10 protein-coding genes are annotated in these 14,448 nt (G+C 42.8%); 8 read left to right on the top strand and 2 right to left on the bottom strand.

Going from position 1 to position 14,448, the window contains the following annotated elements:
- Window positions 1–52: 52 nt before the first annotated feature.
- Window positions 53–3,409, bottom strand: a complete 3,357-nt coding sequence (locus AB1I63_06100; protein MEW4354455.1) for a fibronectin-binding SSURE repeat-containing protein — start codon at window positions 3,407–3,409, stop codon at window positions 53–55.
- A 226-nt stretch (window positions 3,410–3,635) separates the two neighbouring features.
- Here AB1I63_06100 and AB1I63_06095 point away from each other — a divergent pair, with 226 nt between their 5' ends.
- From AB1I63_06095 to AB1I63_06060, 8 genes are all read left to right on the top strand, one after another.
- Window positions 3,636–5,267, top strand: a complete 1,632-nt coding sequence (locus AB1I63_06095) for a Na/Pi cotransporter family protein (protein MEW4354454.1) — start codon at window positions 3,636–3,638, stop codon at window positions 5,265–5,267.
- Window positions 5,268–5,372: 105 nt separating this feature from the next.
- A protein-coding gene (locus AB1I63_06090; GenBank protein ID MEW4354453.1) for an IS3 family transposase occupies window positions 5,373–6,505 on the top strand; the annotation gives its coding sequence in 2 pieces (ribosomal slippage) (window positions 5,373–5,643 and window positions 5,643–6,505; 1,134 coding nt in all).
- A gap of 276 nt (window positions 6,506–6,781) precedes the next feature.
- On the top strand, window positions 6,782–7,468 hold the full coding sequence (locus tag AB1I63_06085; GenBank protein MEW4354452.1) for a gamma-glutamyl-gamma-aminobutyrate hydrolase family protein: 687 nt from the start codon (window positions 6,782–6,784) through the stop codon (window positions 7,466–7,468).
- A gap of 134 nt (window positions 7,469–7,602) precedes the next feature.
- Window positions 7,603–8,754 (top strand): N-acetylglucosamine-6-phosphate deacetylase, encoded by a 1,152-nt coding sequence (gene nagA / locus AB1I63_06080; GenBank protein MEW4354451.1) that lies wholly within the window; start codon window positions 7,603–7,605, stop codon window positions 8,752–8,754.
- 387 nt (window positions 8,755–9,141) lie between these two features.
- Window positions 9,142–10,059 (top strand): glycine--tRNA ligase subunit alpha, encoded by a 918-nt coding sequence (gene glyQ / locus AB1I63_06075; protein MEW4354450.1) that lies wholly within the window; start codon window positions 9,142–9,144, stop codon window positions 10,057–10,059.
- 1 nt (window position 10,060) lies between these two features.
- On the top strand, window positions 10,061–12,100 hold the full coding sequence (gene glyS, locus AB1I63_06070; protein MEW4354449.1) for a glycine--tRNA ligase subunit beta: 2,040 nt from the start codon (window positions 10,061–10,063) through the stop codon (window positions 12,098–12,100).
- A gap of 8 nt (window positions 12,101–12,108) precedes the next feature.
- Window positions 12,109–12,366 (top strand): DUF896 family protein, encoded by a 258-nt coding sequence (locus AB1I63_06065; protein MEW4354448.1) that lies wholly within the window; start codon window positions 12,109–12,111, stop codon window positions 12,364–12,366.
- Window positions 12,367–12,450: 84 nt separating this feature from the next.
- Window positions 12,451–13,296, top strand: coding sequence for an undecaprenyl-diphosphate phosphatase (locus AB1I63_06060; protein MEW4354447.1), 846 nt, complete (start codon window positions 12,451–12,453; stop codon window positions 13,294–13,296).
- 134 nt (window positions 13,297–13,430) lie between these two features.
- On the opposite strand, the gene AB1I63_06055 is transcribed toward AB1I63_06060, so the two are convergent.
- Complete coding sequence (locus tag AB1I63_06055) at window positions 13,431–14,390, bottom strand: IS30 family transposase (GenBank protein ID MEW4354446.1); 960 nt, start codon at window positions 14,388–14,390, stop codon at window positions 13,431–13,433.
- Window positions 14,391–14,448: the final 58 nt, after the last annotated feature.

Below are 14,448 nucleotides of genomic sequence, written 5' to 3'. Positions count from 1 at the left end.
TGTTGATTCTAGGTTGAATAGACGAGAAAGATCGTTTAGTGTTTGCTACGGTTTATTTTTTTGATTTTTTGCGTAAACCAAGTCCTGCAAAAGCACTGAGCGTCATTCCAAGAAGGCTAAGGGCAGCAGAGCTTTCAGCTCCTGTTTTTGGAAGTTCTTTCTTCATCATCTTATCTTGCATCATCGCTGCTGGTTTTTTCGCTGTTGCAGTTGCTTGAGCTTTAACTTCTTTAGCTGGAGTGACCATTGATGGACGATGTTGTGGCATTTGATTTTGATGGTGCACTGGAGCTTTAGGATCAGTCATTGGTTTGTGATCTGGTTTCGTTGTCGAAGTTGGTTTTGTAGCTGGTTTTAGTGTAGGTACTTCTACATATACTTCACGTTGGGCAACAATATTCATCAAATCTGCTTTACCGTCCTTATTGCCATAGACTTTGACAGTCGCTTTAAAGACATGTGAACCGCTCTTCAAAATATCAAGAAGATCTTTGCCAGTCTTGCCAGCTGCAGGTCCGTCAAGTTCTACTTGGTAGAAGTATTGACCGTTTGTGAGGCTATCAAGTGGTAGGATAGCTTTATTCATAGCTGTACCATTATCAGACCAAGGAGCTCCATTAGATGCTTTGAGAAGTAAGCGAGTAAGCATACCGTCACCACCGAAGAATTCAAATGGAATTACACCATTGACACCCGCAAGGAAAGGTCCAGAACCATCTACATTGGCATTCTTGAGGAAGTCAGCTGGAACTTCGGTTTTCGCTTTGATGTTTTCATTCAAAGCATTGTAAACATCTGTTGCAGCTGTGATACCGTTGAGAGTAACTTTCACTTGGCGAGTTGCTACAATGTTAGATTCGTCTGCCTTGCCGTCTTTGTTTCCAAATACATTTACGGTTGCAGTGTATGTATGAGTACCAGCGTCTTTCAAGGCTTTGATAAGCTCTTCGCCAGTCTTACCAGCCGCAGGTCCGTCAAGCGCTACTTGGTAGAAGTATTGACCGTTTGTAAGGCTATCAAGTGGTAGAATAGCAGGGTTCATAGCTGAACCGTTGTCAGACCAAGGAGCGTCTTTTGAAGCTTCAAGAAGTAGGCGAGTAAGCATACCGTCCCCACCGAAGAATTCAAATGGAATAGTTCCGTTCACGCCCGCAAGGAAAGGACCAGAACCGTCAGCGTTTGCTTTTTCAAGGTAAGCTGCAGGAACATTTGTTTCAGCCTTGATGTTTTCATTCAAAGCGTTGTAGACATCTGTTGCGGCTGTGATACCGTTGAGAGTAACTTTCACTTGGCGAGTTGCTACAATGTTAGATTCGTCTGCCTTACCGTCTTTGTTTCCAAATACATTTACAGTTGCAGTGTAAGTGTGAGTACCAGCGTCTTTCAAGGCTTTGATAAGCTCTTCGCCAGTCTTACCAGCCGCAGGTCCGTCAAGCGCAACTTGGTAGAAGTATTGACCGTTTGTAAGGCTATCAAGAGGCAAGATCGCTTTATTCATAGCAGAACCGTTGTCAGACCAAGGAGCGTCTTTTGAAGCTTCAAGGAGCAAGCGAGTGAGCATACCATCCCCACCGAAGAATTCAAATGGAATAGTTCCGTTCACGCCCGCAAGGAAAGGACCAGAACCATCAGCGTTAGCTTTTTCAAGATAAGCTGCAGGAACATTTGTTTCAGCCTTGATGTTTTCATTCAAAGCGTTGTAGACATCTGTTGCGGCTGTGATGCCGTTTACGTTGACTTTCACTTGGCGAGTAGCAACGATGTTAGATTCATCCGCTTTACCGTCTTTGTTTCCAAATACATTTACGGTTGCAGTGTATGTATGAGTACCAGCGTCTTTCAAGGCTTTGATAAGCTCTTCGCCAGTCTTACCAGCCGCAGGTCCGTCAAGCGCAACTTGATAGAAGTATTGACCGTTTGTGAGGCTGTCAAGTGGTAGGATAGCTTTATTCATAGCTGAACCGTTGTCAGACCAAGGAGCGTCTTTTGAAGCTTCAAGAAGTAGGCGAGTAAGCATGCCGTCGCCACCGAAGAATTCAAATGGAATAGTTCCGTTCACGCCCGCAAGGAAAGGACCAGAACCGTCAGCGTTAGCTTTTTCAAGATAAGCTGCAGGAACGTTTGTTTCAGCTTTGATGTTTTCATTCAAAGCGTTGTAGACATCTGTTGCGGCTGTGATGCCATTTACGTTTACTTTCACTTGGCGAGTTGCTACAATGTTAGATTCGTCTGCCTTACCGTCTTTGTTTCCGTAGACATTTACGGTTGCAGTGTAAGTGTGAGTACCAGCGTCTTTCAAGGCTTTGATAAGCTCTTCGCCAGTCTTACCAGCCGCAGGTCCGTCAAGAGCTACTTGATAGAAGTATTGACCGTTTGTGAGGCTGTCAAGTGGTAAGATAGCAGGGTTCATAGCTGAACCGTTGTCAGACCAAGGAGCGTCTTTTGAAGCTTCAAGGAGCAAGCGAGTAAGCATGCCATCCCCACCGAAGAATTCAAATGGAATAGTTCCGTTCACGCCCGCAAGGAAAGGACCAGAACCGTCAGCGTTTGCTTTTTCAAGATAAGCTGCGGCGATTGCAGTTTCAGTTTTGATATTTTCCTCAACGGCTTTTTTGACGTCAGCCACAGGAGTAAGTCCGTTAACAGTTACGTTGATAGAACGCTCAGTAACTTGGCTAGTCAAATCAGGCATGCCACCTTTTTCAGCGTAGACTTTCACAGCTGCTTTATAGGTATGTGTTCCTGTTGATTTGAGCGTATCAATCAATTCTTGTCCAGTTTTACCAGCTGCAGGTCCATCGAGTGCTACTTCGTAGAAATAGCTGTTTTTTGTGAGACTTTCAAGAGGGAGAAGAGCTGGATTTTTAGCTGATCCATTATCAGACCAAGGAGCGTCTTTTGATTCTTTCAAAAGGGCACGAGTGAGCATACCATCCCCACCGAATGCTTCAAATGGAATGACTCCATTAACTCCCGCAAGGAAAGGCCCAGAACCATCGGTATTTGCTTTTTCAAGATAAGCTGCAGGAATTTCTGTGTCTTCCTTAATGTTTTCAGCAACTGCTGTTTTTACTTCTTCTGGAGTGGTTGGTTGAGCTACGACTTGTGGTTGTTCTTCTGCTGGAGTAGTTGCAGGTTGAGTCATAGTCTCTGTGTTTGTAGTACCAGTATTTTCAGCTGGTTGCACCATTTCAGTTGTAGTTGGAGCAGGATTTGTTGCAGGTTGCGTCATCTCAGTTGGAGATGATTCCCCAGCAGCTTGTGTCATTTCTGTTGTAGGATTTTCATCAGCAAGGACGGTAGCTGGCTGTCCAACAGCAATGAAAAATCCGCTAGCGATTAAGGCAGAAGCAACTCCTACCTTGAATTTCCGAATTGAAAATACGCTATATCGTTCTTTGTTAGCCATAAATGGTCTCCTTTTTCCTTTGATAAACTTAGTATAACAAGTATTTATTAAGCAGTTGTAAGCTAATTCTTAATTATTTCTTAAGAAAAGGTTATTTCTTTCTTAGTAGGAAGTAGAAAAGAGAGGAAATTTGCCCTTTTTTTGAAAAAAAGCTTGACCTTTTTGTGTAATCATTTACAATAGAGGAGGAGAGATTCCGCTATTTATATTTCGGAGGAAAAGTAGGATGTCCATCAATTGGCAGCAAATTTTATTCACCTTTTTAGGTGGCTTGGGACTATTTCTCTTTAGTATCAAGTATATGGGAGATGGTCTTCAGCAGATTGCAGGAGATAAGCTCCGCTATTATATTGACAAATACACGAGTAATCCATTTTTAGGAGTCTTGGTCGGAATTGTCATGACCGCTCTGATTCAGTCAAGTACAGGGGTGACGGTGATTACTGTCGGCTTGGTCAGTGCAAATCTATTGGGCTTGCGACAGGCGATTGGGATTGTCATGGGCGCCAATATCGGAACGACTGTAACCTCATTTTTGATTGGGTTTAAGCTGGGCGATTATGGTCTGCCTATTCTCTTTTTAGGAGCTATTTGCCTCTTCTTTACTAAGAATCGAACGATCAATAATATTGGTCGTATCTTATTTGGGGTTGGAGGGATTTTCTTTGCTCTTAACCTTATGAGTACAGCCATGGCGCCCTTGCGTGAGGTGACTGCCTTTAAAGATTATATGGCGACCTTGAGTGGCAAGCCCATTCAGGGAGTGTTCATCGGAACGATTTTAACCATTGTCATTCAGTCGTCTGCGGCGACCATCGGAATTTTGCAAAGTCTCTACGCAGGTGGGCTACTAGACTTGCAAGGGGCACTTCCGGTCTTATTTGGAGACAATATCGGAACGACCTTGACCGCTGTTGTGGCAGTTTTGGGAGCCAATGTCTCTGCCAAGCGAGTAGCTGGTGCCCATGTGATGTTTAATGTTTTGGGAACGGTACTGTGTCTGATTTTCTTAGGTCCGTTTACCGCGATGATTGAGTGGTTCCAATCCAGCCTTCATCTGACACCAGAGATGACCATTGCCTTTGCGCATGGTAGCTTTAATGTGACCAATACCTTGATTCAGTTCCCATTTATCGGTACCTTGGCTTACTTGGTTACCAAGATTATTCCTGGAGAGGACGAAGTGGTCAAATACCAAGCCCTTTATTTGGATACCATCCTTATCAAGCAAGCTCCGTCTCTGGCACTTGGAAATGCTAAGCTAGAGCTGTTGCATCTTGGAAATTATGCCAAGTCTTCTTTTGAGTTGGCTTATGATTACATCCGTCATCATGGTGAAAAAGTCGCTGAAAAAGGGCATAAGACCGAAGAAGCGATTAACACCATTGACGAGGAATTGACGCGTTACTTGATTGATCTATCTAGCGAGCCACTGAGTCAAAAAGAAAGTGAGATTTTGACCAATATTCTGGATTCTTCCCGTGACTTGGAGAGAATTGGGGATCATGGTGAGGCGCTTCTTAATATGACTGACTATCTAGTCAAAAAGGAAATTACGTTCTCAGATGTTGCCCTAGAAGAGCTAGAGGGGATTTATCAGAAGACTTTGCGCTTGATTGATGACGCATTACGAGCCGTAGAAACCAATGATATAGAGCTGGCTCATCAATTAACAGAACGTCATAGAGAGATTGACCAAATGGAAAAGACTCTGCGGAAAACCCATATCAGCCGTTTGAACAAGGGCGAATGTACCCCTCAAGCAGGTGTCAATTTTATTGATATCATTTCCCACTATACACGGGTCGCAGACCATGCCATGAACTTGGCAGAAAAAGTTCAAATCGAGCAAATCTAAAAAAGAGGTTGAGACGGGGACAAAAGTCGATACTGCCCCCATAAAGTGAAACCAAAGAAAAACACTCCATGAATTCTACTATAATAGAATTAGGAGTGTTTTCTTATGGTCAAAAAAGCATATTCACTAGACATAAAACTAGCTTGTATCGAAATGAAAAAAGCAGGTAAATCCAACAAGGTTATCATGGAAACCCTAGGGATAAAGAATGATAGTCAAATTTACACATGGTGGAAATGGTATCAAAACAATGAACTTCACCGCTTCTACCAACCTGTCGGAAAACAATATACTTACGGTAAAGGGATGACAGAATTATCTGAGGTTGAACAATTAAGATTAGAGGTAAAGCTGCTAAAAAAGTATCGCAGCTTGATAAGGAAATCGATAAAATAGCCCTTATCAAGCTTGTAGAAGACTATAAAGCTGACTATCCAATCCCGATGATTTTGGCTTGTTTTGGTGTGGCAAGATCCACCTACTATCGCTGGAAATCTGAGCCAGCAACGGTAAAAACGATGGATGATGTCACTGAGAAGATTGAGATATTATGCCTTGAAAATGGCTATATTTATGGTTATCGAACCATTACACGGCTTTTAAAAAGCAGATATGGTTTGACAGTGAATCACAAAAAGGTTTATCGTATCATGAAACAAAATGGTTGGCTTTGCCGTGTCAAAACAAAGAAGGTCCCAAAACTTGGCAAACCTTACTATGTCACTGAAAATAAGCTCAGTAGGGACTTCCAAGCCAAACAACCTCTTCAAAGATTGGTTACGGATATCACTTATCTCTATTTCGGAAACTGTAAACTTTATCTCTCGTCCATTATGGATTTGTATAACCGAGAGATTGTAGCTTATACAATTTCAGATAGTCAGGACACAGACTTTGTTTTAGATACGTTAAATCAGTTGGATTTACCGAAAGGAACACTCTTACACAGTGACCAAGGTTCAGTCTATACCTCTAAAGCTTATTATCAGACATGCACAGAAAAAGGCATTATCCGCTCCATGTCCCGAAAAGGAACACCCGCAGATAACGCCTGTATTGAATGGTTTCATTCCGTCCTAAAGTCTGAAACCTTCTATCTCCATAACTGGAGAAACCTAACTAAAGATAGTATAACAGATATTGTCAAAAATTACATCATATTTTATAATGAAACGAGAATTCAACGGAAATTAAAAGACCTATCTCCTATAGAATATAGGAAACAGGTCTCAAAATAGTGTTTTTCTTAGGTCTCATTATTGGGGTGCAGTGCCGTCCTTGCTCTCTTTTTTTATGGTTTGAACAGTTTGAGTGTAGGTTCGTCGGACTTGCTAGAGGGAGTAAACTTAGAAACAACTGGTGAGGAAAATTGATGGATACGAAATCACGACTGAAGCCCATTCCCAATCTTTTTTATGATAAAAAATCCTAAAGCGACCATAGAAAATCTATATTGGACACTGCTGTTGTAGCGTGGTATCCTCTTAGAATAGATATAGGAAAGGTGGTCGTATATGAAAAAAGTGGTTGTTGGAATTACAGGAAATGAAAAGGAAATGCCACCTCTGTCTGGCTTGACCTATGTCGCTGTGGCAAAAGAATTAGCAGAAGGAGTGAGAGAAGCAGGTGGCTTGCCGCTTGTGATTCCTATTGCTAGTCCTTGTGTCGCTAAGGACTATGTTGCAATGATTGACAAATTGATTCTCTCAGGTGGTCAGCATGTCAGCCCTCATTTGTATGGAGAAGAAAGAGAAGCAGAAAGCGAGGATTATTCTCTAGCGCGTGATCGGTTTGAGTTGGCATTGATTGAGGAGGCTTTAAAGCAGAAGAAACCGATTTTTGCGGTGTGTAGAGGGATGCAGCTGGTCAATGTAGCTCTTGGAGGTAGTTTAAAGCAGGATGTGAAAGACCATTGGCAAAAAGAGATGGAAGGAACTTCTCACCCCGTGGAGATTGAGCCTCAGAGTCGTGTAAGTCAGTTGTTTGGCAAAGGCAGTTTGATCAACTCATTTCACCATCAAAGTATCAAAGACTTGGCGCCTGACTTGGTCGCAACGGCTCATGATCCGAGAGATGGCACGATTGAAGCCGTGGAAGGGCGTGGAGTAGCTATTTTGGGGATTCAGTGGCATCCGGAGTTTCTGCGCCGAAAGAGTAAGAGTAATCAAGCCTTATTTGAGTATTTTGTCCATCAGCTATAAGCCTATTGAGGTTCAAGAGAAGTACGTTATATGTTTAAAAATGAGATATTAACACACTAAATACGGTCTATACCATTTACAAACCTCAAAGAAAGCGTTATAATAAGGATAAGAATACACAAGGAGGTTTTCGCATGCCTAAATATATCAAAGCAGATCAGTTTTTCTATCCTCAAGGGATTCGCAAGGGAGGATACTTAGAGATTGTCGATGGAAAATTTGGAAAATATGTAACAGAAGTGGCAGCTGATGCTATTATAGAAGACTATACAGGTTATAGTATTGCACCAGGACTTGTTGATACTCATATCCATGGATTCGGCGGCGTGGATGTCATGGATAATAACATTGAAGGAACTCTTCACACGATGAGTGAGGGGTTATTAAGTACAGGGGTGACGAGCTTTTTGCCAACGACCTTGACTTCTTCTTATGAGCTATTGCTAGCTGTAACAGAAAATATTGGAGCTAGATACCAAGAAGCGACAGGTGCTAAGATTCGAGGGTTATACTTTGAAGGACCGTACTTTACAGAGAAATTTAAAGGAGCACAAAACCCTTCTTACATGAAAGACCCAAGTTTGGAAGAATTTCGTACTTGGCAAGAGGCTTCAAACGGTTTGCTCAATAAAATCGCCCTAGCGCCTGAGCGTGAGGGGGTAGAAGACTTTGTCCGTACAATTACAGATGAGGGTGTGACCGTTGCTTTGGGGCATTCTGATGCTACGTTTGATGAGGCAAAACGTGCAGTCGAAGCAGGAGCAAGTGTCTGGGTGCATGCCTATAATGGCATGCGTGGCTTGACTCACCGTGAATTAGGCATGGTAGGTGCCATGTATGAATTGCCCCATACCGTTGCAGAGTTGATCTGTGATGGTCATCATGTGGAGCCAAAGGCTTGTGATATCCTTATCAAGCAAAAAGGACATGAAAATATCGCTCTTATCACCGACTGTATGACAGCTGGAGGCTTGAGTGATGGAGATTACATGCTCGGTGAATTCCCTGTAATTGTGGAAAACGGCACTGCTCGTTTGAAGTCAAGTGGTAGCCTAGCTGGCTCAATCTTAAAATTAAAAGATGGTCTTAAAAATGTGGTAGAATGGGGTATTGCAAATCCTCATCAAGCAGTGATGATGGCGAGCCTTATTCCAGCCAAATCTGTGCATATTGATGACGTTTGCGGTCAGATCAAAGAAGGTTATGATGCGGATTTCATTGTCCTTGATAAAGATTTAGAGTTGGTGGCGACTTACCTTGACGGTGAAAAACGTTACCAAGCATAGAAACATAAGGAAGTGGATTTAAACCACTTCTTTTGCTTTTTTATGAAAGAAACTATTTTTACAAACATGGTTAGAGATGGTCAGGAGAGAATTGTTGTAAAATCATAGACAGCTTTCGATTTTTTTGGTAGAATACCAAAGTAAGGAAGAAATCTTTGTTAAAGTATTGTTGTAGCGAGTCTGGGAGAGTGAAAGCCAGATACAAGGCAGATAAGGATGGCGCTTTCTGGTATTTTTAAAAGAAAAATGAAGTAATAAATTAGGGTGGAACCGCGTGTCAACGCCCCTATGGAAACATAGGAGCGTTGGCGCGTTTTTTGATGTTTTCATGCCTTGTGCATGAAGGCGCCCAATGTTTGTTACAATCAAATAGAAAGAGGGAAACCAATGTCTAAAAAATTAACCTTCCAAGAGATTATTTTGACTTTGCAACAGTTTTGGAATGAGCAGGGTTGTATGTTGATGCAGGCTTATGATACGGAAAAAGGGGCGGGAACGATGAGTCCCTACACTTTCTTGCGTGCCATCGGTCCTGAGCCGTGGAATGCGGCTTATGTTGAGCCAAGTCGTCGTCCAGCAGATGGTCGTTACGGGGAAAATCCAAACCGTCTCTACCAACACCACCAATTCCAAGTGGTCATGAAACCAAGCCCAAGTAATATCCAAGAATTGTACTTAGAATCTTTAGAGCGCCTTGGTATCAATCCTTTGGAGCATGACATTCGCTTTGTAGAAGACAACTGGGAAAATCCGTCAACTGGTTCGGCAGGTCTGGGCTGGGAAGTGTGGCTTGACGGTATGGAAATCACCCAATTCACCTATTTCCAACAGGTCGGAGGTCTTACGACAGGTCCTGTGACAGCTGAGGTGACCTACGGTTTAGAGCGCTTAGCTTCTTATATTCAAGAAGTGGACTCAGTCTATGACATCGAGTGGGCTGATGGGGTTAAATATGGGGAAATCTTCCTCCAACCAGAATACGAACATTCAAAATACAGCTTTGAAGTCAGCGACCAAGACTTGCTTCTAGCTAACTTTGAAAAATTTGAAGCAGAAGCAAAACGCTGTTTAGACGAGCATTTAGTGCATCCTGCCTTTGACTATGTCTTGAAATGTTCCCACACCTTCAATTTGCTCGACGCACGTGGTGCGGTTTCTGTAACCGAGCGGGCGGGATATATTGCGCGGATTAGAAACCTAGCTCGCGTGGTCGCAAAGACCTTTGTGGCAGAAAGAAAACGTCTTGGTTATCCGCTTTTGGATGAAGCAACAAGAGCGCAATTATTAGAGAAGGAGGCAGAATAAGATGACGAAAAATTTACTGGTTGAACTTGGTTTAGAAGAAATTCCAGCTTACATTGTAACGCCTGCTATGGTCCAACTTCGGGACAAAATGGCGCAATTTTTGACAGATAACCGCTTGGCTTTTGAAGCGCTTGAGATGTTTTCAACACCTCGCCGTTTGGCAGTTCGTGTCCGTGGCTTGGCAGAGAGCCAAGAGGATTTGACAGAAGATTTTAAAGGCCCAAGCAAGAAAATTGCCTTGGACGCTGACGGCAACTTTACCAAAGCCGCAGAAGGCTTTGTTCGTGGAAAAGGTCTTACAACTGCGGACATCACTTTCCGTGAAATCAAGGGGGAAGAGTATGTCTACGTAACCAAGCACGAAAAAGGAAAATCAGCCAATGAAGTCTTGGCAGGTATTCCAGAGGTGCTTGCGTCAATGACCTTCCCAGTCAGCATGCACTGGGCTTCCAACAAATTTGAATACATTCGTCCTGTTCACACCTTGACTGTCTTGCTTGATGACGAAGCGCTTGAGATGGACTTCCTTGATATTTCTTCAGGTCGCACTAGTCGTGGTCATCGTTTCCTCGGTCAGGAGACTGAAATTGCGACAGCAGATAGCTACGAAGACGATTTGCGTAAGGAATTTGTCATCGCAGATAGTAGCGAACGTGAACGGATGATTGTCGAGCAAATCAGGGCTATTGAATCAGCGAAAAATGTGGCTGTTGAGATTGACCAAGACCTGCTCAATGAAGTCTTGAACTTGGTAGAATACCCGACTGCCTTCATGGGGGCCTTTGATGCCAAATATCTTGAAGTTCCAGAAGAAGTCTTGGTCACTTCGATGAAAAATCATCAGCGCTACTTTGTTGTCCGTGACAAGGCTGGGAAATTGCTTCCGAATTTCATTTCTGTCCGTAATGGTAATGCGGAGTTCTTGGACAATGTCATCAAGGGAAATGAAAAAGTATTGGTGGCGCGTTTGGAAGATGGGGAATTCTTCTGGCGTGAAGACCAAAAATTACAGATTGCAGACCTTGTGGAGCGCCTGAAAGCTGTGACCTTCCACGAGAAAATTGGCTCTCTCTATGAACACATGGCTCGCACTGCAGCAATCAGCGCACTCCTAGCTGACCAAGCTGGGCTTTCTGATGAAGAGAAGCAAGACCTCGCGCGTGCAGCAGCCATTTACAAGTTTGACCTCTTGACGGGTATGGTCGGAGAGTTTGATGAATTGCAAGGGATTATGGGGGAGAAATATGCCCTTCTTGCAGGTGAGACTCCAGCCGTTGCAGCTGCAATCCGTGAACACTACTTGCCAAATAGCGCAGAAGGTGAACTTCCTGAAACCAAGGTGGGAGCTGTTCTTGCCCTTGCGGATAAATTAGACACCATTTTGTCCTTCTTCTCAGTTGGTTTGATTCCAAGTGGTTCAAACGATCCCTATGCCCTACGTCGTGCGACTCAGGGTGTGGTACGGATCTTGGAAGCCTTTGGTTGGACTATTGCCATTGATGAATTGGTGGAAAAACTCTATGCTCTTGAGCATGATAGCCTTGCTTATGAATACCAGGCAGAGGTGCTTGATTTCTTCCGTGCTCGTGTGGAGAAGATGATGGATAAAAGTGTGCCAAAAGACATCGTGACAGCTGTCTTAAACAGCACCAACTTTGTTGTCAGCGATATGGTTGAAACAGCTCGTCTCTTGGCTGAAAAAGCAAAAACAGCTGATTTCAAACCAGCAGTTGAAAGTCTATCTCGTGTCTTTAACTTGGCTGAAAAAGCAGCAGCAGGTCTTGTAGTAGATAGCAGCCTCTTTGAAAATGCTGAAGAAAAAGCGTTGGCAGAAAGTGTAGAGAAGATTGCCAATACCTCTGACTTGGAAGCAAACATCGACCAGCTCTTTGCCCTTCAACCAGTAATTGACGCCTTCTTTGACAATACCATGGTCATGGTCGAAGACGAAGCCGTGAAAAACAATCGTTTGGCCTTGCTTGCTGCCTTGACGGATAAGGCGCAACATGTTGCCCAATTTAACCAAATCAATACCAAATAGGAGAGAAAATGGAACAAGCAAAGATTGATCGAATCAATGAATTAGCCAAAAAGAAAAAAGAAGTTGGCTTGACAGACGAGGAGTTGAAGGAACAAGCAGCCCTTCGTGAAGAGTACATCGAAGGCTACCGCCGCAGTGTTCGTGCCCATGTCGAAGGCATCAAGATTGTCGATGAGGACGGAAACGACGTGACTCCAGAAAAACTCAAACAAGTCCAACGCGAAAAAGGACTTCATGGGCGTAGCCTAGATGATCCGAATTCTTAAGAAATGCTAGATTTAAACAAGGTTAGAGAAAAATCTCTAGCCTTTTTATGATATAATGGTAACAGAATCATTTAGGAGAAAGTTATGTTTATCATTGAAATTTTGAAGTCCATTTTCTTTGGGATTGTTGAGGGCATCACGGAATGGCTGCCGATTTCAAGTACAGGTCACTTGATTTTGGTGCAAGAATTTGTCAAATATAAGGATAATAATCCTGCCTTTATAGAAATGTTCAACGTGGTCATCCAACTCGGAGCTATCTTGGCGGTTGTTGTTATCTATTTTGATAAATTAAATCCGTTTAAGTCAGGAAAAACGGCACGTGAGGTCAGAAAGACTTGGCAGCTATGGGCGAAAGTCGTGATTGCAACATTGCCAGCCTTGATCATTGGTTTGCCACTGGATGATTGGTTTGAAGCACATTTTCACCACATGGTCCCTGTTGCCATCATGCTCATCATCTACGGAGTAGCCTTTATTGTCCTTGAAAAACGCAATAAAGATGTAGAGCCAAAGATTACAGATTTGGACAAATTGCCTTACAAGACAGCACTTTATATTGGATTTTTCCAAGTGCTGGCACTATTTCCAGGAACGAGTCGCTCAGGAGCAACTATTGTCGGTGGTTTATTAAATGGTACGAGTCGTTCCGTGGTGACAGAATTTACCTTTTATTTAGGGATTCCAGCTATGTTTGGTGCTAGCGGGATTAAGATTCTTAAATTTATCCTAAAGGGTAATAGTTTGGATGTTGCTCAGTTGATGCTGCTTTTGGTAGCCATGGGCGTAGCTTTTGGCGTCAGCCTTTTAGTCATTCGCTTCTTGACAGACTATGTCAAAAAGCACGATTTTACCATTTTTGGAAAATACCGGATTGCCTTGGGAGCGCTTCTCTTGGTTTATGCCTTTTTCCAATTTTTACTCGCATAAAAAAGGTTGGGACAGCAGTACCCAACCTTTTTGGCTCTATAATTTCTGTAGTGGGTAACTCCCGCCACAGGACTTATAGGGCTTTTTGAGTGGCGAATTGTCAAATTAAGTGCACATTTATCCCATAAAAAATTTCATATTTCATAAGGTGTTTTCCAGTTTAGACATTTTCGTGGTCTGTTGTTTAATTTATCTTCCCATTCCTGAATGATCAAGTGTTCTACCTCTGTTAAGTCACTTCCTTTTGGAAAATACTCTCGCAATAAGCCATTTGTATTCTCGTTTGTTCCTCGTTGCCAAGGAGCATGAGGATCAGGAAAATAGACTTCGACATTTAGTTTCTCGGTGAGTTCAGGATGTCCTGAGAATTCCTTACCTCTATCAGGAGTCACTGTTTCTTTTGGTAGGGACTCTAACATATTTACCATGGCTTCTATAACCAATTTACTTTTCTTGACAGCTACTTTCTGAATTTTGAGGAAGCGGGAATGCCTATCAGTGAGTGTTACTAGGCAAGCTTTTCCAGTCTTTCCAGCAACAGTATCGGCTTCCCAATCACCTATTCTCGAGCGTTCATTGGCTGCTGTTGGCCTCTCATGAATGGTATGAGAAATAGGAATTTTTCCTCGCTTTTCCACATGGGATTGTGTATGGCGTGTTTTACCATGGTGACGAAGTTTGCGAACAACCCCACGAGCACCATGTGAAAGAGGCGTGTCGTCAAAGTGACCGCGATAGATAGCTCTATAAATGGTTTGATAACTAATGACGGGTCTTTCTCGTTCTAAACGTAATCGCCCCTCAATTTCTTCTGGCGACCATTGACACTCAAGAAAAAGATGCTTGACGGTCTGACTGAGTTCAGTGTCTATTTCTAATTTCCTTTTTCGCCCACAATGCGATTTAGCGAGATGATAGGCTGTTTGTGCCCTACTAGGCGAATAGTTGCCTTGTTTTGAATGACGTTTTAATTCACGACTAATACTTGAGGGGTGCCGATGTAATAGTCGTGCTATTTGAGAAAAGGTCATCCCTTTAGTACGATAAATCAGAATACTTTCTCGTTCATCTATGGTAAAATGATGGTAGCTCATAAGATTTCCTTTCGTAAGATGTTTGTTCAGTTTTATTTTACTAGAAAAAATCTTATGA

Source organism: Streptococcus pneumoniae, from assembly GCA_040719455.1.
GTDB lineage: Bacteria > Bacillota > Bacilli > Lactobacillales > Streptococcaceae > Streptococcus > Streptococcus pneumoniae_G.
This window is presented reverse-complemented; position numbering and strand designations above follow the sequence as displayed.